Source organism: Neisseria sp. 23W00296, from assembly GCF_044772855.1.
GTDB lineage: Bacteria > Pseudomonadota > Gammaproteobacteria > Burkholderiales > Neisseriaceae > Neisseria.
The window spans coordinates 950,509-973,636 of record NZ_CP173024.1 but is presented as its reverse complement, the minus strand read 5'-3'; the positions used below and the strand labels follow the sequence as shown (position 1 = coordinate 973,636).

21 protein-coding genes are annotated in these 23,128 nt (G+C 59.5%); 18 read left to right on the top strand and 3 right to left on the bottom strand.

From position 1 onward, the window contains the following. Nucleotides 1–118 precede the first annotated feature (118 nt). From ACG2K1_RS04905 to ACG2K1_RS04895, 3 genes are all read left to right on the top strand, one after another. Nucleotides 119–1,573, top strand: coding sequence for a DUF6892 domain-containing protein (locus tag ACG2K1_RS04905; RefSeq protein ID WP_395428394.1), 1,455 nt, complete (start codon nt 119–121; stop codon nt 1,571–1,573). A gap of 275 nt (nt 1,574–1,848) precedes the next feature. After that, entirely contained in the window at nt 1,849–3,192 is a 1,344-nt protein-coding gene (locus tag ACG2K1_RS04900; protein ID WP_395428393.1) for an FAD-dependent oxidoreductase, read from the top strand. Between the two features lie 406 nt (nt 3,193–3,598). After that, nucleotides 3,599–5,833: a DNA internalization-related competence protein ComEC/Rec2 gene (locus tag ACG2K1_RS04895; protein WP_395428392.1), complete on the top strand. Its 2,235-nt coding sequence runs from the start codon at nt 3,599–3,601 to the stop codon at nt 5,831–5,833. Nucleotides 5,834–6,075: 242 nt separating this feature from the next. Here ACG2K1_RS04895 and ACG2K1_RS04890 read toward each other — a convergent pair whose 3' ends face one another. The 3 genes from ACG2K1_RS04890 to ACG2K1_RS04880 form a co-directional block, all read right to left on the bottom strand. Beyond that, entirely contained in the window at nt 6,076–6,942 is an 867-nt protein-coding gene (locus ACG2K1_RS04890; RefSeq protein ID WP_395428391.1) for an SIS domain-containing protein, read from the bottom strand. A gap of 110 nt (nt 6,943–7,052) precedes the next feature. After that, a complete protein-coding gene (gene pgl, locus ACG2K1_RS04885; protein ID WP_009426866.1) occupies nt 7,053–7,748 on the bottom strand; it encodes a 6-phosphogluconolactonase in 696 nt (231 codons plus the stop codon). Nucleotides 7,749–8,033: 285 nt separating this feature from the next. Beyond that, nucleotides 8,034–8,690, bottom strand: a complete 657-nt coding sequence (locus ACG2K1_RS04880; RefSeq protein WP_395428390.1) for an OmpA family protein — start codon at nt 8,688–8,690, stop codon at nt 8,034–8,036. Between the two features lie 128 nt (nt 8,691–8,818). On the opposite strand from ACG2K1_RS04880, the gene glyQ reads away from it, so the two are divergent. From glyQ to ACG2K1_RS04805, 15 genes are all read left to right on the top strand, one after another. Continuing rightward, nucleotides 8,819–9,730: a glycine--tRNA ligase subunit alpha gene (glyQ, locus tag ACG2K1_RS04875; RefSeq protein WP_036496516.1), complete on the top strand. Its 912-nt coding sequence runs from the start codon at nt 8,819–8,821 to the stop codon at nt 9,728–9,730. A gap of 159 nt (nt 9,731–9,889) precedes the next feature. Beyond that, complete coding sequence (gene rhuM / locus ACG2K1_RS04870; protein ID WP_009426863.1) at nt 9,890–10,876, top strand: RhuM family protein; 987 nt, start codon at nt 9,890–9,892, stop codon at nt 10,874–10,876. 103 nt (nt 10,877–10,979) lie between these two features. Then, nucleotides 10,980–12,827 carry a lipid A export permease/ATP-binding protein MsbA gene (gene msbA, locus ACG2K1_RS04865; RefSeq protein ID WP_395428389.1) on the top strand — a complete coding sequence of 616 codons (1,848 nt, stop codon included), beginning with the start codon at nt 10,980–10,982 and terminating at the stop codon, nt 12,825–12,827. 243 nt (nt 12,828–13,070) lie between these two features. Beyond that, entirely contained in the window at nt 13,071–15,131 is a 2,061-nt protein-coding gene (gene glyS / locus ACG2K1_RS04860; RefSeq protein WP_395428517.1) for a glycine--tRNA ligase subunit beta, read from the top strand. 152 nt (nt 15,132–15,283) lie between these two features. After that, a complete protein-coding gene (locus tag ACG2K1_RS04855; RefSeq protein ID WP_395428388.1) occupies nt 15,284–15,772 on the top strand; it encodes a GNAT family N-acetyltransferase in 489 nt (162 codons plus the stop codon). A gap of 316 nt (nt 15,773–16,088) precedes the next feature. Continuing rightward, nucleotides 16,089–17,168 carry a glycosyltransferase family 9 protein gene (locus tag ACG2K1_RS04850; RefSeq protein WP_395428387.1) on the top strand — a complete coding sequence of 360 codons (1,080 nt, stop codon included), beginning with the start codon at nt 16,089–16,091 and terminating at the stop codon, nt 17,166–17,168. Next, nucleotides 17,169–18,194 carry a hypothetical protein gene (locus ACG2K1_RS04845; protein WP_094031124.1) on the top strand — a complete coding sequence of 342 codons (1,026 nt, stop codon included), beginning with the start codon at nt 17,169–17,171 and terminating at the stop codon, nt 18,192–18,194. A gap of 63 nt (nt 18,195–18,257) precedes the next feature. Continuing rightward, the gene (locus tag ACG2K1_RS04840) at nt 18,258–19,346 is read left to right on the top strand and encodes a hypothetical protein (RefSeq protein WP_232504833.1); all 1,089 of its coding nucleotides are present in this window, start codon (nt 18,258–18,260) and stop codon (nt 19,344–19,346) included. Next, a complete protein-coding gene (locus ACG2K1_RS04835) occupies nt 19,343–20,416 on the top strand; it encodes a hypothetical protein (RefSeq protein ID WP_094031123.1) in 1,074 nt (357 codons plus the stop codon). Before ACG2K1_RS04840 ends, ACG2K1_RS04835 begins: the two co-directional genes overlap by 4 nt. 45 nt (nt 20,417–20,461) lie before the next feature. Continuing rightward, on the top strand, nt 20,462–21,526 hold the full coding sequence (gene rfbB / locus ACG2K1_RS04830) for a dTDP-glucose 4,6-dehydratase (protein WP_395428386.1): 1,065 nt from the start codon (nt 20,462–20,464) through the stop codon (nt 21,524–21,526). A gap of 85 nt (nt 21,527–21,611) precedes the next feature. Further along, entirely contained in the window at nt 21,612–21,797 is a 186-nt protein-coding gene (locus ACG2K1_RS04825) for a DUF6984 family protein (RefSeq protein WP_395428524.1), read from the top strand. Beyond that, nucleotides 21,794–21,931, top strand: coding sequence for a DUF6984 family protein (locus tag ACG2K1_RS04820; protein WP_395428516.1), 138 nt, complete (start codon nt 21,794–21,796; stop codon nt 21,929–21,931). The genes ACG2K1_RS04825 and ACG2K1_RS04820 overlap by 4 nt, the downstream gene beginning before the upstream one ends. 72 nt (nt 21,932–22,003) lie before the next feature. Continuing rightward, a complete protein-coding gene (locus ACG2K1_RS04815; RefSeq protein WP_395428385.1) occupies nt 22,004–22,156 on the top strand; it encodes a hypothetical protein in 153 nt (50 codons plus the stop codon). Continuing rightward, nucleotides 22,123–22,560 (top strand): hypothetical protein, encoded by a 438-nt coding sequence (locus ACG2K1_RS04810; protein ID WP_395428384.1) that lies wholly within the window; start codon nt 22,123–22,125, stop codon nt 22,558–22,560. Before ACG2K1_RS04815 ends, ACG2K1_RS04810 begins: the two co-directional genes overlap by 34 nt. Before the next feature lie 119 nt (nt 22,561–22,679). Next, nucleotides 22,680–23,048, top strand: coding sequence for a hypothetical protein (locus ACG2K1_RS04805; protein ID WP_395428383.1), 369 nt, complete (start codon nt 22,680–22,682; stop codon nt 23,046–23,048). The last annotated feature ends 80 nt before the right edge of the window (nt 23,049–23,128 follow it).

Here is a 23,128-nt window from a genome sequence, read left to right as displayed (position 1 = left end):
GGTCTGGATGCGCTGCCGGATAAATCTGCCACACCGCACGCGTTTCCCGCCATACAGCCCAAAGCCGCCCGAACCACCCCGCCCGACTTTACCACCTCACGCAAAAAGCCAGCCCGCCATGTTCTCCTTCTTCCGCAAAAAAACCAACCCCGCCGCCAAACTTTCAGACGGCCACAGCGGCACACCCCCGCCCGAGCCCAACCCCCTGGCCTCCATGCTCGGCCGCAACCTCGCCCAACTCCAACAAGACCCCGCATCCCGCAAAGCCGTGCGCCGCGAATGGCTCAAATACTTCGAGCAGCACCCGATAGCCGATTTGCGCCACTACTACACCTTCCTGTTCCCCATCCTCCAACAGGCCGCCGCGCAGCAGTGGCAACAATGGCAGGGCTTGGACGAATTCGCCGCCCTGTTTGCCCAACGCAAATTCATCGCCGAACGCTATGACAACACCCGCCAAACCGGCGAAGTCCTCGCCCAATATGGCGCGCAACTTGCCGAACACCTCGCCGCTGCCACCGCCGCCCCGCTGCCGCCCGAAAGCCGCGCCGCAAACTGGCTCGGCAGCCTGCTCGACCTCTACTTCCACCACAGCACCCACGACCAGCCTGAAAATTTCATTCCTGCCGCCGCCCTCGTCCGCCCCTACCTGCAACGCTTTCCCGAACAATACAGCAGCTTCTTTGAAAGCTACCTCGAACAAGCCCCCGACCCCATCGCCGCCTTCGCCGCCCTGCTTGCCCTTGGCGCGCAAAACCGGCAGGACTACTGCCTCAGCCAAATGTTCGGCGACGGCGACACCGACAGCTACCCCTACCAAAACGCCGCCGCCATCCTGAAAGCTGCCCTGCCGCAATGCGATGCCGCGCAAACCGAAATCCTGCAACAGCAAGTGTTGGAAGAATTCGATTTGACGGAAAACGGCGCGGATGACACCGCCGACACCCGACCCGGCCTCATCAAATGGCTCAAACGCAGCCGCCCCGTACGCGAAAACATCCGCCTGCTCGCCGAAGCCGCCCCCGACACCCCCGCCGCCGCCACCCTGCGCGGCCTACTGCCTGCCGCCAAACCGTCCAAACCCGCCAAAGCCGCCAAAGCCGCGCCGCCGCAAACCCCGTTCCGCGACACCGCCCTCAAACTCGCCGTAATCGACGAACTGATGTACCGGCAAAACACCCTCGCCCCCCGCCTCAACTTCGACCGCTTCGCCGCAGACTGCGAAACGCGCGTCATCAGCCGCGACACCGACGGCTACGCCCCCGTACCCGAAATCCTCGACTACTTCACCCGGCTCGACATCCCGCCCGAGATGCTCGCCACCGTAGAAGAACTCCATATCGAAGACGGCTGCTCCCCGCTCTACGCCGAACTGTGGCCGTATTACGACCCCGGCTGCGACCAAATGCTCCCCATCACCCAAGCCGCCGCCGCAGACCTCCCCCGCCTGCCCCATCTCAAACGCATCACCGGCCTCGAAAACCTCAACCCGCCCCCCGCCCTCCTTGCCGAGTTGCAAAAAAGCGGCATCCGTCTGGCCACGCAGGAGGAATACGACGAAGAAGCGGATTGAAAAGCCTGCCATCGCTTGCTGAAAAACAAACGCAGGCCGTCTGAAAACCCAAAGCCGCTCCCTCCGGCACCCCTTCGAGGCAAAAACGCGGAGATGGCGTTTCTAAAAGCGCAGCTTCGGCAAAGCCGAAACGGCATCGGGAAGATTTCAGACGACCTATCAAACGGCAAAGAACACGTGCGCCGCAGGGCGCTACAAAACCTGCAAAAACCGGCTGCAGTTTTCAGCCGGACATCCCAACAGACCCATCATTTTTATTCAACGGAGACAACATTATGCACACACAAAACCTCATCATCGGCTTCGGCAAGGCAGGCAAAACGCTGGCGGCGGATTTGGCGAAACACGGGCAGCAGGTCGTGTTGGTCGAGCAGTCGGCGCAGATGTACGGCGGCACCTGCATCAACATCGGCTGCATTCCCAGCAAAAAACTGATTGTCGAAGGCGAGCAGCGCGGGCATAACGCCGACAAAGCCGCCGTGTTTGACGCGGCGATGAACGCGAAAAACACCCTGATTCCCAAACTGCGTGCCGCCAATTTCGCCAAATTGGACAATCTGGACAACGTTACCGTCATCAACGCCCGCGCCGAGTTTATCGACGATCGCACGGTCAAACTCACTGGCGCAGACGGCAGCGAACAAACGATCACCGCCGAACGCATTTTCATCAACACCGGCGCAACACCGCGCCGTTTGGGCGTGGCAGGCGAAGACAGCCCGCGCGTGCTCGACAGCACCGGCGTGCTCGCGCTGAACGAGCATCCGCGCCGCCTCGTCATCATCGGCGGCGGCTACATCGGCCTGGAATTCGCCTTTATGTTCCGCGCTTTCGGCAGCGAAATCACGATTCTGGACGGCGGCGACACCTTCCTGCCGCGCGAAGACCGCGATATCGCCGAAGAAATGCTGCGCGTGTTAAACAGCAAGGGAATCAAAGTGTTACAAAGCTTGAAGATAGAAGACATCCGCGACAACGCGGCGGACACCAGCGTCATCACCTCGCAAGGCGAATTTACCGCCGATGCGGTGCTGGTGGGCGTAGGCCGCGTGCCGAACACGCAGGGACTGGGACTGGCGAACGCGGGCATCGAAACCGATCCGCGCGGCTTCATTCTCGTTGACGACTACCTGCGCGTGCAGGGCAAAGACTACATTTGGGCGATGGGCGACGTGGCGGGCAGCCCGATGTTCACCTACATCTCGCTCGACGACTACCGCATCGTGCGCGAACAAATCCTCGGCGAGGGCAAACGCAGCCACGCCGACCGCGCCCCGTTCCCGACCGCCACCTTTACCGAGCCGCCGCTCGCCCACATCGGCCTAACCGAAACCGCCGCGCAGCAGTCGGGGCGCGACGTGAAAGTGTTGAAACTGAAAGCCGACGCGATCACGAAAGCCAAAGTGCTCAACCAAACCGACGGCCTGCTCAAAGCCGTGGTGGACGCGCACAGCGGCGAAATCCTCGGCGTAACCCTGTTCTGCGCCGAAGCGCACGAAATCATCAACCAAATCAAAATGGCAATGGATTTCCGCGTCCCCGCCGCCTACCTGAAAAACCAAATCTTCACCCACCCGACCATCTCCGAAGGGCTGAATGATTTGTTTGCGGACTGTTAAAAAACCGGCCCGACCCGTATGGCGCAGGGTGTGCCGCCCGCGACGCACGCAGTTTCAGAACCTCAAAGGCCGTCTGAAAACCCCAAAAGCCGCTCCCGCCGACACTCCCTCGGGACACAAACGCGGTGACGGCGTTTCCGAAAGCACAGCTTCGGCAAAGCCGAAACGGCTTTGGGACGGTTTCAGACGGCCTCTCAAACGGCAAAGAACGCGCGCCTGATGTGGCACACACCCACAAAGGCCGTCTGAAAACCCGATCCGCGCTTTCAGACGGCCTCAACAACACCGGCATCCCGAAACGTGCCGCTATCGGAAAATTTATCCCGCCACCGTTCCGGAAACCTCATTTACGCACAGGCAGGAACGGCCTTTTCCCAACCATCAAGCCAAGCCGACAGGAGCCGCCGTGCCCTTTTACCTACTGCCCGCTTTCGCCACCGGCGTACTGCTGTCGTTCGCCCTGCCCTTTGTGCCGCCGCCCGCTGCGTGGGCGGCGGTTTTCTGCTGCGCGGCGGCGGCTCTGCTGCGGTGGAAACGCGCGGGTTTGCTGCTTTTGCTGCTGCTTGTCGGCGCGGCTTACGGCGTGTGGCGCACGGAGCTGGCGTTGGCGCAGCGGTGGCCGTCTGAAAAACAGGGCGAGACGCTGGCGGCGGCGGTGCGCGTGACGGGGCTGGCGCAGGACGACGGGCGGCGGGTGCGCTTTAGCGCCGAAGCGGTGGCGGACGACGGACGAAGCTACCGCGTGCAGCTGGCCGACTACCGCCGCCGCGACTGGCCTGCAGGCAGCGTGTGGCGGCTGAACCTGCGGATGCGCGCCCCCGTCGGCGAGAACAACGCGCGCGGTTTCGGCCGCGAGGCATGGGCGCTGGCCAACGGCATCGACGCGCTGGCGACGGCGGGTGCCGATCGGCAGGCGCTGGGGTTTGCAGACGGCCTTTCAGACGGCCTCCTGCGCCTGCGCGCAGCCGTCAGCGCAAGCTGGCGGCGGATGCCGCAGGAAACGGCCGACGGCGCGGCACTGATGCGGGCATTGGCCGTCGGCGAACAGGACGCGTTGCGCGGCGAATGGTGGCAGGCTTTCCGCCCGCTGGGGCTGAACCATCTGGTGAGCGTGTCGGGGCTGCACGTGTCGATGGTGGCGCTGCTGGCGGCATGGCTGGCAAAAAGGCTGCTGCTCGTACTGCCCGTTGCGCCGCGCCGGCCGAAGGTTTGGCTGCTGGCGGCGGGCGTGGCGGCGGCCTTGTTTTACACGGCGCTGGCGGGTTTTGCCGTGCCGACGCTGCGCTCGCTGCTGATGGTGGCGGCGGTGGCGGCCGCGTGGGCGGCGGGCGGCGCGGCTTCGGCCTGGCGCGGCTGGTGGTTTGCGCTGGCTTTGGTTTTGCTGCTCGACCCCTCGGCGGCACTCGCGGTGGGAAGCTGGCTGTCCTTCGGTTTGGTGGCGTCTCTGCTGTGGGCGGACTCGTGGCGCACGGGCAGGCGTTCTTGGCCGCTTGCCGCCCTGCGCGGGCAGTGGGCGGCGACGCTGGCCTCGTCGGTGGCAACGGGCTGGCTGTTTGCCGCCCTGCCCCTTGCCTCGCCGCTGGCAAACGCGCCGATGATTCCGTGGTTTTCCTGGGTGCTGGTGCCGCTGGCGTTGGCGGCGTCGCTGCTGCCGTTTTACCCGCTGCAATACGCGGCATCATGGCTGGGCGAACAGACTTTGCAGACGCTGGCTTGGCTGGCGGATTACGCGCCCGAATGGGGCGTGGCCGCCGCGCCGTGGCCGCTGTCCGCGCTGGCGGCTGCGGCGGCCTGCGTGTGGCTGCTGCCGCGCGGCGCGGGCTTGCGGCCGTGGGCGGCGCTGGTGCTGGCGGGCTTTGTCTTCTACCGCCCCGCGCCGCCCGAACAAGGCCGTCTGAAAACCGTCGTGATCGATGTCGGACAGGGTTTGTCGGTGTATTTTCAGACGGCCTCGCACGTCCTCCTGTTCGATACGGGCACGGAGGGTGCGGCGCAGATGCAGACCCTGCCCGTCCTGCGCGCGCTCGGCGTGCGGCGGCCGGACGTGCTGCTTTTGTCGCACCACGATGCCGACCACGACGGCGGCGCGCCGCTGCTCACAGCCGCCCTGCGCCCGCGCGCCGTGCTGGCCGGACAGCCGGAGTTTTACCCGCAGGCGCAAAGCTGCCGCGAGGAAACGGCATGGGAATGGGACGGCGTGCGCTTCGAGCTTTTGGACACGGGCGCGGGCGGCGCGGGCGACAACGGTCAAAGCTGCGTGCTGCGCGTGCTGGCGGGGGAAACGGCGGTGCTGGTAACGGGCGACTTGGACACGCGCGGTGAGGCCGAACTGGTACGCCGCTACGGCGACGCCCTGCGCTCGCAGGTGTTGGTGTTGGGACACCACGGCAGCAAAGGCTCGTCGTCGGGCGCGTTTGTCAACGCCGTATCGCCCGATTACGCCGTCGCCTCGGCAGGCTTCGGCAATCCCTACGGCCACCCCGCCCGCGAAGTGCAAACCCGCCTGTCCGCCCACGGCGCACACCTGCTGCGCACCGACCGACAAGGCGCATGGCTGTTCGACAGCGGCGGCCAAACCCTGAGCGCGCGCCAATGGCAGCCCAAACGCTTTTACTGGCAGCAGAAACCGTTTGCCGACTGAACGTGCGGCGGCTGGAACCGAAAACCCCGCCGCGCACGAAACTCCCTCCCCTGCGCCGCAAGCGCGGGGGAGGGAACGCTGTTGTTCCGACGGGTTTCAGAAACGTCATTCCCGCGAAGGCGGGAACGGCCTCAAAAAACAAGCCGCAGGCCGTCTGAAAGCATCGAATCCGCCGTGCACGACAATAGGCCGTCTGAAAACCCGAAACGGGGTTTTCAGACGGCCTTTTCGTTTCGGTATTTTCAGACGGCCTCTTGACCTTTGCCCCTGCCCGCGTCCACATGCCGCCCTTGCAGGCTGCGTTTGCCTTTTTCCAGTTGCAGGCTGGCGGTTTCGCCCAGGCGCAGGGCAAGGCCGATGGCGAGGATGTCGATGACGGTCAGTTGCAGCAGACGCGACACCATCGGTGTATAGCGTTCGCTGTCTTCCTGTGTGAACACGTTGAGCACGCAGTCGGCCAATTCGGCCAGCGGCGAGCCGGCGCGGGTGACGGCGATCACGGCGGCGCCGTTGGCTTTGGTGGCCGCCGCCACGTCAAGCAGGCCGGAGGGCGTGCCCGATTTGGAAATCACCACTACCACGTCCTGATCGCTCAACACGGCCGCCGCCATCAGCTGGATGTGCAGGTCGGAATAGGCGACGGTGGAGATGCCGAAGCGGAAGAATTTGTGCTGCGCGTCCTGCGCGACGATGCCGGAATTGCCGACGCCGTAAAACTCGATGCGCCGCGCGTGCACCAAGAGCGACACGGCACGTTCCAACTCGGCCTCGTCAAGGAAGCGGCGCGCGCCCAAGATGGCGGCGGCGGTATTGCCGAGCACTTTTTCCATCACGGCGGCCATGTCGTCCTGCGCGTTGAGCTCTTCGTGAACGAAGGGCATACCCTCGTTGCCCATGTCGGCGGACAGGGCGATTTTGAATTCGGGCAGCCCTTTGAAACCCATGCTGCGGCAGAAGCGGATCACGGTGGGCTGGCTGACGCCCGAGCGGCGGGCGATGTCGGCCACGGCCGCATGGACAAACCATTTGGGGTCGGCCAGCGCACATTCGGCAACTTTGCGCTCCGCACCCGACAGGGCGGAGAGCGACAGGCTGATTTGGTTCAACACTTTATTTTCCTTTGTTTTCCCTTTTGGTTTATTGCCGTTTTCAGACGGCCTGAGGCCGTCTGAAAACGGGGTTTGAATAAAATTGAAACATGGTTCGCGCAAACGGCGGCTCAGACATCGGCCGCATAATACACGGCGAAGGAAGGCGCGGCCGCTGCGGCAAGTCCGACGGGGAGAGCCGCCGAAGCTTCGGCCTCGGCGCGGCGGTACACCGCCAGCTTGTCCGCACCGGCAATCGCCAGATAGACGCGCGGCACACGGGCGATTTCCGCCAGCGCCAGCGAAATACGCTCATGCGGCGCGGCAGGCGGGGAAACGTGCAGCAGCGGCTGCGGGTAATCGGGCGAGAGGCCGTCTGAAAGCTGCGGCGCGTCGGGAAACAGCGAGGCGGTGTGGCCGTCGCCGCCCATGCCGAGCACCAGCACGTCGGCGCGGCGGTAAAGACGCAGCGCGGCCGCCACGGCTTCGGCGGGCGGCGGCACGGTGTCGCCGTCGGCCACCAGCGCTATCCACTGCGCTTCGGTGGCGCGGTTTTGCAGCAGGTTTTCCCGCACCAGACGCGTGTTGCTGTCGGCATGGGCAGTGGGCACAAGGCGCTCGTCGGCCAGCGTGACGGCAACGTTTTTCCAGTCCAAATCTTCCTGCGACAGGGCACGGAAAAAGGCAAGGGGCGAGCGTCCGCCCGATACGGCCAGCACGGCGTTTCCTTTTGCCGCCAGAGCCGCGCGCAAATCTTGCGCCACGGCTTTTGACAGGGCGCGGGCGGCGGCTTCGGCGGTGGGGAAGGTGTGGAAAGAAGCATTCATCGGGTTTTCCTTTTATTTGGACGGTGCGGGCATCGCGTCCGAAAGCTTGCAGACAGCGCTGATGACGCAAAAGGTGCGGTCGCCTCCTACGATAAAGGCCGTCTGAACACCGCTTTTGCCGTTTTCAGACGGCCTCGACGTTTAAAGCGCAGGCCGTCTGAAAGCGGGGTTTCAACGAAGTTAAAACACATCCGCCGCGCCCGTTGCGCATGCGCGGGGAACGAAAGGCCGTCTGAAAGCCTCTCGCCGGCGCGGCGCTTTCAGACGGCCTTTTCCGTGCGGGAATTATTCGGCGAACACTTCGACGCGGCGCGCCTCCGCTCCGATGCCTGCGTCGGCATCGGCCGGTTTGCGCAGCTCGATTTGTTTCTCGGGTACGCCGAAGCCTTGCAGCACGGAGCGCACGGCCAGTGCGCGGCGTTTGGACAATTCTTCGTTGAAGGCGGCGTTGCCGGTGTTGTCGTGATAGCCGGACACCACTACTTTTTTACCCGCCAGCGCGGCCACCAGCACGTCTTTCAACGCCTGCTGCGCGCCCGGTGCGACATCGTCCTTGCCGCTGGCAAAGTAGAATTTCACCGCGCCGTTGGCCGTGACGATTTTCGCTTCGTCCTGCCCGTCCTGCGGCGCTGCCCCGGCGGCAGGTGCGGCCGAAGCGGCCGCTTCGGTTTGCGGTGCGGAAATTTCGATAACGGTTTCTTCAACCGCCACGGCATCGGGGATACCGCTGCCCAAAACGGGGGCGCTTCCCTCAAGTTCCTGCGGCATCTGTGCCGGTGCGGACGCTTCCGACGCGGCGCGGCCGTAATCGGGCGAGCCTTCTATGCGGCCGGTTTCCCAACCCCACACTGACAAAAACAAAACGGTCAGCACCGACAAACCCGCCGCGCCGCCGACCAGCCACAAACCGATTTTCTGTTCTTTCTGCTGATTGCTGCTCATCACATTCCTTTTACAAAAGACAAACAAAAATTTTCGCCATTATAAAGGCAATGTCCGCACCAAGCTATCCAAAGCCCCGCCTAAACAGTAAAATGCCCGCTTTTCTGCGAATCACACAACTTTCCGCCATGCTGACTTTCCAACAAATCATCTTCAAACTACAAAACTATTGGGCCGCCCAAGGCTGCGCCATCATTCAGCCTTTTGACATGGAAGTGGGCGCGGGCACATCCCACCCTGCCACCTGCCTGCGCGCGCTCGGCCCCGAGCCGTGGAACGTTGCCTATGTGCAGCCCAGCCGCCGCCCCAAAGACGGCCGCTACGGCGACAACCCCAATCGCCTGCAACACTATTACCAGTTCCAAGTCGCGCTCAAACCCGCGCCCGCCGACATCCAAGATTTGTATCTGGGCAGCCTGAAAGAGCTGGGCATCGACCCCACCGTGCACGACATCCGCTTCGTTGAAGACGACTGGGAAAACCCCACACTCGGCGCATGGGGCTTGGGCTGGGAAGTATGGCTCAACGGCATGGAAGTAACCCAGTTCACCTATTTCCAGCAAGTAGGCGGCATCGACTGCGCCCCCGTGCTCGGCGAAATCACCTACGGCATCGAACGCCTGGCCATGTATCTGCAAGGCGTGGAAAACGTGTACGACTTGGTTTGGACGATTACGCCCACAGGCGACAAACTTACCTACGGCGACGTGTACCACCAAAACGAAGTCGAACAATCCACCTACAACTTCGAATACAGCGACGCCGCCTGGCTGCTTGACCAATTCAACGGCTACGAAGCTCAAGCCAAACGCCTGCTTGCGCTGGAAGACGCATCGCTTGCCCTGCCTGCTTACGAGCTGGTGCTCAAAGCCGGCCATACCTTTAACCTGCTGGACGCGCGCGGCGCGATTTCCGTAACCGAACGCGCCACCTACATCGGCCGCATCCGTGCCCTAAGCCGCAGCGTGGCGCAAAAATATGTGGAAGGGCGCGAGAAGCTCGGTTTCCCGTTGTTGAAAACGCAGGAAAAAGCAGCCTGAAAGGGTTTTAACTTCGTTGAAGCTGCGCTTTCAGACGGCCTTTGATGTGCAGCAAGGCCGTCTGAAAGCATAAAACGGCGCGGCTGTTTTGGCTGCCGGTGTTTCTAAACGGCGGATTTTCCCGAACGGCTTTCAGGCTGCCTGAAAAAAGCTGGAACCATGAACAATCCCATCGAAATCTATCAGACTTCAGACGGCCAAACGCAGGTGGAAGTGCGTTTCGGCCAAGAAACCGTGTGGCTGTCGCAGGCGCAGATGGCGCAGCTTTTTGGTAAAGACGTCCGCACCATAAACGAGCATATCGGCAATACTTTTGCCGAAGGCGAATTGGAGAAAGAACCAACTATCCGGAAATTCCGGATAGTTCGCCAAGAAGGCTCGCGCTCGGTGAAACGCGAGATTGATCATTACAACTTGGATATGATCATCTCTGTCGGCTATCGGGTGAAATCCCCGCAGGGCGTGGCCTTCCGCCGCTGGGCAACCGCCCGCCTGAAAGACTACCTGCTCAAAGGCTACGCGCTCAACCAAAGCCGTTTGCAGCAAAACGCCGCCGAGCTGGAGCAGGCCGTCGCCCTTATCCGCAAAACCGCCGCTTCGCCCGAGCTGACCGTCGAAAGCGGGCGCGGGCTGGTTGATATTATCGGCCGCTATGCGCAAACCTTTCTCTGGCTGCAGCAATACGACGAAGGCTTGTTGAGCGAACCCAAAGCCCAGGCGGGCGGCACGCTGCCCACTGTCGGCGAAGCCCGCGCCGCGCTGGCACAGTTCAAGCAGCAGTTAATCACGCGCGGTGAAGCCACCGAACTGTTCGCCCGCGAGCGCGACGGCGGCCTTGAAGCCCTGCTCGGCAATCTCGAGCAAACGGTATTTGGCGAACCCGCGTATCCCAGCATCGAAAGCAAAGCCGCGCACCTTCTGTATTTCGTCGTCAAAAACCATCCGTTTTCAGACGGCAACAAACGCAGCGGCGCATTTTTGTTTGCCGATTTCCTGCACCGCAACGGGCGTTTGTTTAACACGCGCGGCGAAACCGTCATCAACGACACCGGCCTGGCTGCACTCACGCTGCTGGTGGCCGAGTCCGACCCCAAACAAAAAGACACGCTTATCCGCCTGATCATGCACATGCTTCAGGCAGCCTGACGCTTTTCAGACGGCCTCAGCCTGCCGCCAAAGGCCGTCTGAAAACGCCGTTACCGTAAAACCGCAGCCGCTGCCTGCCAATCCAAACAGAGCATTCCGCCTCATGACCGAAAAATCTTTCAGCCTGTTCAACAAGCAAGACACACAGAATCTCAGACGGCTGCTCGGCTATATGCTGCCCTACAAAATGCGTATTTTCTGGGCATTTCTCGCCATCGTCGTCGTTGCTGGCACGGAAAGCTATCTGGCCGCCTTTATCGCGCCCCTTGTCAACCAAGGTTTTGTCGCGCCCGAAGCCGCGCCCGCAGCAGGCGAAGCCGGTCACTGGTATGCGGCGCTTGCGGATTTGAAAAACCGGCTGAACCATTTTATCTGGGGCTCGGAATACAAAGTTTGGGCGGTGCCTGCGTTTCTGATTTTTCTTGTTACCCTGCGCGGGCTGGGGCGCTTTGTCAGCGACTACCTGCTCTCGTGGGTGGGCGTGGAAGCAATAGCGCACCTGCGTCGCGATATGTTCGCCAAAATGCTGAAACTGTCGTCGAAAGTGCAGCAGGAAGAACCTTCGGGCAACCTGTCCGGCCGTTTTCTCGTGCAGGCGGGCATCGCCGTTTCCAACGCATCGGGCGTGTTCGTTACCGTCTGCCGCGACAGCCTGATTGTCGCCGGCCTGGTGTTCGTGCTGCTCTATCTCAACTGGCAGCTCAGCCTGGTGGTGGTGTTGATGTTTCCCCTGCTGCTTTGGCTCTCTTCCTATTACCGTAAACGCCTGAAAGCCCCGCAAATCGGTGCCCAGCTCACCCTCTCCGAGCTGACCTCCGTCATCAACGAGCTGCACCAGGGACACCGCATCGTCAAAATGTTCGGCGGCTACCAAAACGCGCTTGACCGCTTCGCCGCCGTAAACGACAACATCGTACGCATAAACAAAAAAATCGCCCAAGCCTCCTCCGCCCGCTCGCCCGTCAGCGAATTCATCGCCTCCGTCGCGCTGGCCGTCGTCATCTTCATCGCCCTGTGGCAGAGCCGCAGCGGCACCACCACCATCGGCGAATTCATGGCCTTCATCATCGCCATGCTGCAAATGGTCGCCCCGATCAAAAACCTCGCCAATGTCGGCATCCCCATGCAGGCCATGTTTATCGCCGCCGACAACGTCTGCGAATTTCTCGACATCCCCGACGAAGCCGACGGCGGCAGCAAAACCATAGACCGCGCCCAAGGCCGTCTGAAATTCGACCACATCAACGTACGCTACCCCGGCCAGGACAAAAAAGCCCTCGACGACTTCTGCCTCGACATCGCCCCCGGCGAAAAAACCGCCCTCGTCGGCAGCTCCGGCAGCGGCAAAACCACCGCCGTCAACCTCCTGCCGCGCTTTGTCGAAGCCGAATCCGGCCGCATCCTCCTCGACGGCACCGACATAGAAGAGCTCACCCTCGACAGCCTGCGCCGCCAGTTCGCCCTCGTCTCGCAAGACGTATTTCTGTTTGACGACAGCTTGTATAATAACGTCCTTTACGGCCGCGCCGACGCCTCCGAAGCCGAAGTGGAAACCGCCCTCAAAGCGGCCAACCTGTGGGATTTCGTGCAGCAACAGCCGCAGGGCTGGCACACCCCCGTCGGCGCCAACGGCAACCAGCTCTCCGGCGGCCAGCGCCAGCGCGTTTCCATCGCCCGCGCCATCCTGAAAGACGCCCCCATCCTGCTGCTCGACGAGGCCACCAGCGCGCTCGACAACGAATCCGAACGCCTCGTGCAGCAGGCGCTCGAACGCCTGATGAGTAACCGCACCAGCATCATCGTCGCCCACCGCCTGTCCACCGTCGAACAGGCCGACCGCATCATCGTCATGGACGGCGGCCGCATCATCGAACAGGGCAGCCATGCCGAACTGCTGGAAAAACAAGGCTACTACGCTGCCCTCAGCCGCAAAATGCCCGCGCCGGAATGACTTTCAGACGGTCTCATAACCTGCCCTTCAAAGGCCGTCTGAAAAACAAACGCAGCACGCAAAACCCTTTTCAGACGGCCTGCGTAGGGTGTGTGGCTCTGCCACGCACGCGGCTCAAAACGCAAGGGCAAACCGTCTTTTCAGACGGCCTTCGCACCGCAAAGGCCGTCTGAACGCATCATCCGAACCCGTCAAAACAGCAAAACCCCGCCGCCCGCACGGCCGGAAAACAGAAAGCAAAAAATGACCCAAACCCTCTTAATCGAACTCCTTACCGAAGAACTCCCCCCCAAAGCCCTCAACAATCTGGGCAGCGCTTTTGCCGCCGCCGTGGCCGAAGGCTTGGAAAAAGCGCAGCTGATTCAGGGTGATGCACAATACACCGCCTACGCTTCGCCGCGCCGTTTGGCCGTGCAGGTACAAAACGTCAAAGCCGTGCAGGATGACCAGCACGTTGTGAAAAAAGGCCCCGCCGTCGCCAACGCGATGAAAGACGGCGCGCCCACCAAAGCGCTCGAAGGCTTCGCCCGCTCCTGCGGCGCCGACATTGGCAGCCTGAAAATCGTTCACGACGGCAAGCAGGATGTGTACGCGCACGAGTTCACGCAGGCGGGCAAACCGCTCTCTGAGCTTTTGGAAGACATCATCAATCAGGCGGTGAAAAAGCTGCCGATTCCCAAAGTCATGCGCTGGGGCAGCAGCACGCACACTTTCGTGCGCCCCGTGCACGGCCTGGTGATTCTGCACGGCGCAAACGTCGTGCCCGCCAATGTATTGGGCTTGCAAAGCGGCAACAGCACTTTGGGGCACCGCTTCCTTTCAGACGGCCCCATCACGATTCAAAACGCCGATTCCTACGCCGAGCAAATGCGCGAGCAGGGCAAAGTCATCGCCTCATTCGCTACCCGCAAAGCCGCGATTCAGACGGCCTTAAACCAACACGCAGGCCGTCTGAATGCCACAGTGGCCGCCGACGAAGCCCTGCTCGACGAAGTGGCCGCGCTGGTGGAATGGCCGGTGGTACTCGAAGCCGGTTTTGAAGCGCATTTTCTCGAAGTGCCGCAGGAATGCCTGATTCTCACCATGCAGCAAAACCAAAAATACTTCCCGCTTTTGGATGCAGACGGTAAATTGATGAACCGCTTTTTGCTGGTGTCCAATCTCGAAGCCGCCGACCCCTCACACATCATCCACGGCAACGAACGCGTTTTGCGCGCGCGTTTGAGCGACGCCGAATTTTTCTACAAACAAGACCAGAAAAACACGCTCGAAAGCCGTTTGCCCAAGCTCTCAAACGTGGTGTACCACAACAAAATCGGCTCGCAGGCCGAGCGCATCGAGCGGCTGCAAAGCATCGCCGCCCACACCGCCGCCGCGCTGGGGGCAGACCGCGCCCAAGCCGAACGCGCCGCGCGCCTGGCCAAAGCCGACCTCGTTACCGAAATGGTGGGCGAGTTCCCCGAGCTGCAAGGCACGATGGGCAAATACTACGCCCGTCTCGACGGCGAAAGTGCCGCCATTGCCGACGCTGTCGAGCAGCACTACCGCCCGCGCTTTGCCGGCGACGCGCTGCCCGAAAGCCCCGTCGCCACCGCCGTGGCGTTGGCCGACAAACTCGAAACCCTGGTCGGTATCTGGGGCATCGGCCTGATTCCCACCGGCGACAAAGACCCCTACGCCCTGCGCCGCGCCGCGCTGGGCATCTTGCGCATGCTGATGCAGCACGGCTTGGACGTAAACGACCTGATTCAGACGGCCTTTGCGAGCTTCCCGCAAGGCTTGTTAAACGACAAAACCCCCGCCGAAGTGGCCGACTTTATGCAGGCGCGGCTGGCCGTGTTGCTGCAAAACGATTATCCGCAGGACATCATCGCCGCCGTACTCGCCAAACGCCCCGGCCGTCTGAACGATTTAGCCGCCAGGCTCGACGCCGTCGCCGCCTTCAAAACCCTGCCCGAAGCCGCCGCGCTCGCCGCCGCCAACAAACGCGTACAAAACCTGCTCAAAAAAGCCGATGCCGAATTGGGCGCGGTAAACGAAGCCCTGTTGCAGCAAGACGAAGAACGCGCCCTCTACGCCGCCGCACAGTCCATGCAGCCCAAAATCGAAGCCGCGCTGGCGCGTCAGGACTTTCAGACGGCCTTGTCGGAACTGGCCGCCGTCAAACCGCAGGTCGATGCCTTCTTCGACGGCGTAATGGTGATGGCCGACGATGCCGCCGTAAAACAAAACCGCCTGAACCTGCTCAACCAGTTGTCGCAACAGATGAACGCCGTGGCGGACATTGCGCTGCTTGGCGAGTAAACAAAAGCAGCCTGAAAACGGCTTTTGCGGTTTTCAGGCTGCCTTTATTGCAATAGCCGCAAGTCGGATACTTGTATCCGACACCTTGCTTTCAGACGGCCTCAAAGCAGCCTGAAAACAAGCCAAGTGCCCACCAAACAGGAAAACACGCCATGCCCCAAACCGTTACCCTTGTGCCGTACGACCCCGCACACGCCGCCGATTTGGACTACCGTCTGCACGGAGAGCAAGCACAATACTCGGCTTCGCCCCAAGAGCGGCTGCAAAACGGCCGGTTCGCCACGCCCGACTGTTTGGCTGTAACCATTTTGTGCCAAAACCGCCCCATCGGATTTTTCATCCTTGATAAAGGCAGCAACCGCCTTACTTACAGCACCAACCCCCGCGCCGTATTGCTGCGCTCGATGTCGGTCAACCCCGCATATCAGGGTCAAGGCTGCGCCCGCGCGGCGCTGGCTGACGATAAATTGGCGCCGCTCATCCGCAGCATATTGCCCGACTGCGACGAAATCGTGTTCGGCGTACACCACGCCAACCGCGCCGCCATCGGCCTGTACCAAAGCTGCGGATTTGCCGATACGGGGCGAACCTTTATGGGCACAAAGGGGCTGCAATATATTTACAGCAAAACGATTCGGTAAAAGGCCGTCTGAAACAATAAATCAAGCGGGTAGGTTGGGTCGCGACCCAACAACATGATTAAATCTCTTGCCAAATGTTGGGTTTGGCAACCCAACCTACCTATTGAAATGGGTATGAACGCGTTTCAGGCTGCCTTTTCAGACGGCCTCAAGGCAGCCTGAAACCCCAACCGCCGTCATTCCCGCGCAGGTGGGAATCTGCTCCGAACCACGGGCAACGGCGGATAAAACCACTCGCAGCAGCCGAAAAAGATTCCCGCCTGCGCGGGAATGACGGAGTACACAGGCCGTCCACCCGAAAAAGACCCCCCAAACAATGAGCGCAAAAACCCTGTTCAAAGCCATCAAAAAACGCCTGCAAACGCTGCGCATCCGTGCGGGCAAGGCGTGGCTCGACCGTGCGCCGGTGCCGTCTGAAAAGCCGCTTGCGCCGGAGAATATCGGCGGCATTCTGTTTTTGCGCCAAGACGGCAAAATCGGCGACTACATCGTCAGCTCGTTTGCCTTTCGCGAAATCAAAAAAGCCGCGCCGCACATCCGCATCGGCGTGGTCTGCACCGAGGCCAACCGCAGCCTGTTTGACGCCAATCCGCATATCGACGCGGTGCATATTGTCCAAGCCAAAAGCAGCCGCTCGTATCGGGAAACCGGCCGCTCGATTGCAGGGCAATATGATGTCGTTATCGATCCCACCGTATTGGTGCGCAACCGCGATTTGGTTTTAATCCGCAGCATCAGCGCGCCCTACAACATCGGCTTTGCCAAAGAAAACTACCACATTTTCAACCGCAACATCGCCGATAAAAAACAGCATTTCAGCGAGATTTACCGCGAGGCTTTGCAGATTTGCGGTTTCCAACACATCGACACGCGCTACGATTTGCCCGAGCAGCCTGAAAGCGCCGCCGCCGTGGGCGCGTTTTTGCGGCAAAACGTGCTGGGCAATTATGTGGCGGTAAACTTTTTCGGCGCGGCCAACCGCCGCCGTTTCAGCGAAGCGCGTATCCGCGAAATGCTCGATTATTTTGCCGCGCATTTTCCCGATACGCGCTTTGTACTGCTTACTTATCCTGATGCCACTCCGCTGCTGTCGCGCCTGATTGCGGGGCGGCGCAACTGTTTTCTCTACGCCGATACCGCCACAGTGCAGGATTCCGCCGAACTCATCCGCCACGCGCACACCGTGATTTCGCCCGATACCGCGCTGATTCACATCGCCGCCGGTTTGGATAAAAACATCATCGGCCTGTATCAAAACGACGCGCAGAATTTCGCCAACTGGCATCCCAATTCGCCGCGCGCCGAGATTGTGCGCTTTGAAGCGCATATCGACGAAATCGCGCCCGAAATGCTGGCCGCGCCGCTGGCACGTTTTACCGCGCAGGAGGCCGTCTGAATGGGCAAACCCACCGTATTGCTGGGCATGATTAACGATGCCGCCATGTCGCAAACCGTAGCCGCCTGCCTCGAATACCACGGCTTCGAGGTGGTCAACTTCGCCCTTGATTCGCTCGATTTCCGTTACCCGAATTGGCGCGTCCGCACGGCGGTACAGCTTAAAAAACTGCTGGGCAACCGTCAGGCCAAAAAAGAATTGATGGTCGGGCTCAAACGCCGCCAGATTCAGACGGCTTGGAATGCGCATCCGCAGTTTGACTACGCGCTGTTTATCCGCGCCGACATCTACCCCGACAGCTTTCTGCGCGAAGTGCGCCGCCGCAGCCGCGTGATGGTGAACTACCAATGGGACGGCGTGGCACGCTTTGCCGCCGCCCAAGCGCAAATCGGCCTGTTTGACCGCTATTATGCGTTTGACCCCGCCGACATCCGCGCTGATTCCCGCCTGCTGCCCGCCACCAGTTTTTATTTCGACCACGACCTAAGCGGCCTTGCGCCCTACAATCCCGCCGCGCCACGGTTTTACTTTGTCGGCTCGCACCGCGCCGACCGCCTCGACGCCATCCGCCGCTTTTGCCGGTACGCGCAGCAGGCCGGCTGGCAGCTCGATTTTCACATCGTCAACCCAAACCAGCCCGAAGCCGCTCAGGATTACCCCTTTGACGGCGTTTACTTTGCCGACGATGTCCCCTTTGCCGACAACCTCGAGCGCGCCCGCCGCAGCAGCGTGTTGGTCGATTTCGTTATCAGCACCCACAGCGGCCTGTCGCTGCGCACCTTTGAAGCCCTCGGCTACCGCAAAAAACTGATTACCACCAACGCCGAAATCGAAAAATACGATTTCTACCACCCCGACAACATTTTTATCTGGCGCGGCGGCAGCCTCGACGGCCTGCAAGCGTTCATCGCGCGGCCGTATCACGAACTGCCGCAGGAAATCTACCAAAAATACAGCTTCGGCAACTGGGTGCGCTATGTGTTGGACATTGAACCGCACATCAAAATCAGTCTGCCCGCCGCGTGAGTTTGGCAAGGCTGCCAAAACGGTAATTATCAACCCTACCCCGCAGACAACGAATCACATACAATGCCGCCCTTCCATCACGCCGACACCGCCATGAAAGCCAAAACCGTCATCCTCGCCATGCCGCCCATCTTCGGCATCCACCAAGTTATCGCCGAAAACCTGCGTTTTCACGGCTTTGAAGTAACCGAACTCATTTTTGTCGAAGAAAAAAAATTCGCCTACCGCAATATTTGGGAGCGTGTGAAAAAACTGTTTTTCCGCAATATCCTGCGTCGGCGCGAATACAAAAAGGAAAAATTGTTCGCTCCCTACCTACCCGAATTTTCCCGCCGCTTGGATCAAATCGAAGGCAGGGCCGACTACTGCCTGATGTTCTGGCCGGGCGTATTCCCCAGCAAATTCATACAGACACTGCGCGACAAAAGTCGCCTGATGGTACATTACAACTGGGAAACTCTGGAATTTCTCGAACACGAATTCTACAAAATCAAATTCTTCGACAAATTCATCTTTTTCGACCCCTACGACATCGGCCGCCGCCCCGAATACGCCGACAGGCTCGTTCCCGCCACCAGCTTTTGGTTTGACGCCTATCCCAACAGCAGAGAAAACAACGGCAGTCTGTTTTTCATCGGTACACACCACAAAGAGCGTGTTGCCGACATCCGCGCGTTTTATCGTGTGGCAGAAGAACTCGGCCTACCCACCGATTTCCGCATCGCTGCCAAAGACACCGCTCAAGCCAAGCTCGAACTGGGTTTGGACGGCATCCGCTATTTGACTATGGACGAAGCCCTGCCCTACCGCGACAACCTACTAACCGCACAAAAAGCGGGGGTATTGGTGGATTTTCTCCACACCAAACACCACGGCCTGTCGCTGCGCGTCTTTGAGGCATTGGGCTACGGCAAAAAGCTGATTACCACCAACCCCACCGTCATCCATTACGATTTCTACCATCCCGACAATATTTTTGTCTGGAACGGCAACAATACCGAAGAACTGAAAGCTTTCCTGCAACGCCCCTACCACCCGCCACTGGAAGATTTGCAACAGAAATACAGCTTCGGCAACTGGCTGCGCTGGGCATTCGATATCCAACCCAACCAAAGCATCGGCCTGCCACTATTACCTGGGATAAAAACATGAAACAAACCGACAAACCTACCATACTGATCGGTTCGTGGCAGGTAAACGGCATTTACCAACTGATTGTCAGCGAGCTGGAAAAAGCCGGATTTGCTGTTGTCGACATCAGCTACGACCATACCTTCCCTCCCTTCCGCTATCCGTCCTCTGCCGCACGCGCAGCCGTTTTTTTCAAAAAAAACATCCTGAGACAAAAAAACGCCAAACAAAGGCTGGTAGAAGATTTTCGTGGGCAGCATTTCGACAACATCTGCCGCCGCATACGCGGACAAATTGCCGGCCATCCCCATTTTGACCATACCCTCATCCTCGGCGGACAGATTTATCCGCCCGATCTCATCGGCGAAATCAAAGCTAAAACCCGCGGCCTTACCGTCGCCTATCAAAGCGATGCCCTCAGCCGTTTTCCCGATATTTGGCAAACATTTTTCCTCTACGACCGCGTATACGTCTTCGACCCGGCCGATATAGCCGCATACTCCGGTAAAGTGTATCCCGCCACCAACTTCTATTTTCCGCCGGAACAGACTGCGGCAGACACTGTTTCCGATGTCTACTTTCTCGGCTCACACCTGCCGGAATTGCAACGTCATGAAGCCGTTGCCGCTTTCGCCCGTTATGCCGAGGCCAGCAACCTGAAACTCGACTTTACCATCCGCTATTTATCCGAATCTGATTTTCGACGGCACGACACCCTGTACCCCAAAAACGTCCGTGCCACCATGCAAAGCCTGACCTTCGCCGAAAACATCAGCCGCGAACAAAACAGCCGCGTCCTGATAGACTTCAAGCCGCCCATACACAGCGGCCTGTCCTTCCGACCATTCGAAGCACTCGGCTACCGCAAAAAACTGATTACCACCAACCCCGACACCGCCAAATATGATTTCTACCATCCCGACAACATCTTTATTTGGGACGGAAAAACCTTCGACGGCATCGACGAATTCCTCGCCACACCCTACCGGGACACCGACCCCGCCATACGGGAAAAATACAGCTTTGCCAACTGGGTTCGCTATATTCTGCAAATCGCCCCCCACCTGCCGATTACCCTACCCGCGTCCTGACAGGCCGTCTGAAAGCCCATCTACCCGAAAACACAGGAAATCCCCATGACCCTTCTCATCACCGGCGGCGCCGGCTTTATCGGCTCCGCCCTTATCCGCCACCTGATCCAAAACACCGACGAGCGCGTCGTCAATCTCGACAAACTCACCTACGCCGGCAACCTGCAGTCCCTTGCCGCCGTGGCCGACAACCCGCGCTACACCTTCGAGCACGCCGATATCTGCGACCGCACCGCGCTCGAGCGCATCTTCGCCAAACACCAACCCCGCGCCGTGATGCACCTGGCCGCCGAAAGCCATGTTGACCGCAGCATCGACAGCGCAGGCGAATTTATCCACACCAATATCGTCGGCACCTTTACCCTGCTCGAAGCTGCCCGCGCCTATTTCGAAAAGCAGCCTGAAAACCAGCGCACCGCCTTCCGCTTCCACCACATCTCCACCGACGAAGTCTATGGCGACCTGCACGGCACCAGCGATCTCTTCACCGAAACCACCCCCTACGCCCCGTCCAGCCCCTACTCCGCCAGCAAAGCGTCCAGCGACCATCTCGTGCGCGCCTGGCAGCGCACCTACGGCCTGCCCACTCTCATCACCAACTGCTCCAACAACTACGGCCCCTGCCACTTTCCCGAAAAACTCATCCCCCACATCATCCTCAACGCCCTGTCCGGCAAACCCCTGCCCGTGTACGGCGACGGCAGCCAAATCCGTGACTGGCTGTATGTCGAAGACCATGCCCGCGCCCTGTATCAGGTTGTTACCCAAGGAAAAGTTGGCGAAACCTACAACATCGGCGGTCACAACGAAAAAACCAATCTCGAAGTCGTACGCACCGTCTGCGCCCTGCTGGAAGAACTCGCGCCGCAAAAACCCGCCGGCGTGGCGAAATACGAAGACCTCATCACCTTCGTCAAAGACCGCCCCGGCCACGACGCCCGCTACGCCATCGACGCCGCCAAAATCGGCCGCGAACTCGGCTGGCAGCCGCAGGAAACCTTCGACACCGGCATCCGCAAAACCGTCGCCTGGTATCTGGAAAACCGCCAATGGTGGCAAAACGTCCTCGACGGCAGCTACCGCCTGCAACGGCTGGGCGAGGGCGCGTAAACCGGCAAAGAGGCCGTCTGAAAGCGAAACTTCAACAAAGTTAAAACGCTTTCAGACGGCCTCAAACACAAAAACCGGGAAACCTGTGCCGCAACCCCACCCCCTGACCGAACGGGAACAATGCCTGCTCGACATCCTGATTGCACGCATCCGCCCGCCCCACCGCCTGACCTTCCGCCACGGCGGCCAAGTTCTGCCCCTGAACGACGGCGGCATGGGCAGCCTGCGTTTCATCGACACCAACCGTCTGCTGCGGAACAAGTTTCCATAGCCGTTGCCGAATACCTGACAAACGACAGCGACGGCATCCCCGTCCTTGCCACCCTGTACGCCCTCCCCGGCGGCAGCCTGTACGAAATCGACATCCGGAAAGCCGACTTCAGTCCCATGCGGCATTTTCCCTAACCTGCCTTTTCAGACGGCCTCAAACCCAAAGGCCGTCTGAAATCCGCCAATCCTCCCGACAAAGGAAACATCATGAACAGCAAACGCTTCACCACCCCCCTCGCCGCCGCCCTCGGCATAGCCACCCCGCCGCCCCGCTTTTCAGGCTACCTTAAAGCGCAAAGGCAGCCTGAAAACACAGAAAAAACAACATGGACAAAATCAATTTACTCAAACAAAAAATAGACGAATTTATCCACCTCCATAACGAATTAACCCACCTCTATGGGCAATTAAAACCATCAGAACTTACACCTTATTTGAATAAAGAGGACTTTCACAAACTCAGAGAGCTCATCATTCTTGGAGAAGAACGATACTATTTTTTTGAAACCTTACTTTGCTCAAATATTGACCTTGCCAAAGAAATATTGGATGTGTTTTATCTTGGCGAATACGCTTCGCCCGATACCAAATACGGCGGCTACGAATTTGATTTGTTTATCATGCTGCGCAGTTTTGCAGATATTTTCGGGAAAGAAGGATTGGCGGAATATCTAAAAGAAATCAAAGCATCCAATAACCGATTAAAAGATAAGCGCGTGCGCAGGGTTTCAGCTGATATTTTCACAGATGAAGAAACAGAATAAACAGCAAGCCGCATACACAGTTCAAAAAGCATCCTGAAACACCTATTTTCCATTTTCAGGCTGCCTCTTGCGCACAAGAACAGGCAGACTGAAACCCGAACCCATTCAGTAAAACAGTTATGATTGCCCTAAAACTATCCTTTGCTTACAGCGCGTTTGAACTGTTTTGCGACCCATCTCTCTTGGCGCAAATCCCGTCTGCCGCCGAACACGGCACATCCTATCCCGCTGAATTTTCTTTTAAAAACGCAGCAAAGCCCGCCGTTTTGCATATTGCAAAAAATGGCAACGCTGACGACGATACGCTGGAAATCACCCAAAACTATATTTACCTGAACATATCCGACAACAGCATCGCGCTGATCCGCCATTACTCCGCGCTGATTGCAGAACACGGGCTGCCGTTTTCCAAAGAAATGCCCGACATAACGGTTTTGCCGCATAACAGAGACGTATCGTTTATTGTTTATGCAGATGAGCCAAAATAAAAAATATGCGGCGTTGCTGCACCTTGCCGTACTATAGTTAACCAAAACAAAAAGTATATAATTCTCTCCCTTAACTCCAC

Excerpts from the sequence above, each read along its gene's own strand:
- ACG2K1_RS04905 (WP_395428394.1), top strand. The coding sequence starts at position 119 with ATGTTCTCCTTCTTCCGCAAAAAAACCAACCCCGCCGCCAAACTTTCA.
- ACG2K1_RS04900 (WP_395428393.1), top strand. The coding sequence starts at position 1,849 with ATGCACACACAAAACCTCATCATCGGCTTCGGCAAGGCAGGCAAAACG.
- pgl (WP_009426866.1), bottom strand. The coding sequence starts at position 7,748 with ATGAATGCTTCTTTCCACACCTTCCCCACCGCCGAAGCCGCCGCCCGC.
- ACG2K1_RS04880 (WP_395428390.1), bottom strand. The coding sequence starts at position 8,690 with ATGAGCAGCAATCAGCAGAAAGAACAGAAAATCGGTTTGTGGCTGGTC.
- glyQ (WP_036496516.1), top strand. The coding sequence starts at position 8,819 with ATGCTGACTTTCCAACAAATCATCTTCAAACTACAAAACTATTGGGCC.
- rhuM (WP_009426863.1), top strand. The coding sequence starts at position 9,890 with ATGAACAATCCCATCGAAATCTATCAGACTTCAGACGGCCAAACGCAG.
- msbA (WP_395428389.1), top strand. The coding sequence starts at position 10,980 with ATGACCGAAAAATCTTTCAGCCTGTTCAACAAGCAAGACACACAGAAT.
- glyS (WP_395428517.1), top strand. The coding sequence starts at position 13,071 with ATGACCCAAACCCTCTTAATCGAACTCCTTACCGAAGAACTCCCCCCC.
- ACG2K1_RS04855 (WP_395428388.1), top strand. The coding sequence starts at position 15,284 with ATGCCCCAAACCGTTACCCTTGTGCCGTACGACCCCGCACACGCCGCC.
- ACG2K1_RS04850 (WP_395428387.1), top strand. The coding sequence starts at position 16,089 with ATGAGCGCAAAAACCCTGTTCAAAGCCATCAAAAAACGCCTGCAAACG.
- ACG2K1_RS04845 (WP_094031124.1), top strand. The coding sequence starts at position 17,169 with ATGGGCAAACCCACCGTATTGCTGGGCATGATTAACGATGCCGCCATG.
- ACG2K1_RS04840 (WP_232504833.1), top strand. The coding sequence starts at position 18,258 with ATGCCGCCCTTCCATCACGCCGACACCGCCATGAAAGCCAAAACCGTC.
- ACG2K1_RS04835 (WP_094031123.1), top strand. The coding sequence starts at position 19,343 with ATGAAACAAACCGACAAACCTACCATACTGATCGGTTCGTGGCAGGTA.
- rfbB (WP_395428386.1), top strand. The coding sequence starts at position 20,462 with ATGACCCTTCTCATCACCGGCGGCGCCGGCTTTATCGGCTCCGCCCTT.
- ACG2K1_RS04815 (WP_395428385.1), top strand. The coding sequence starts at position 22,004 with ATGAACAGCAAACGCTTCACCACCCCCCTCGCCGCCGCCCTCGGCATA.
- ACG2K1_RS04810 (WP_395428384.1), top strand. The coding sequence starts at position 22,123 with ATGGACAAAATCAATTTACTCAAACAAAAAATAGACGAATTTATCCAC.
- ACG2K1_RS04805 (WP_395428383.1), top strand. The coding sequence starts at position 22,680 with ATGATTGCCCTAAAACTATCCTTTGCTTACAGCGCGTTTGAACTGTTT.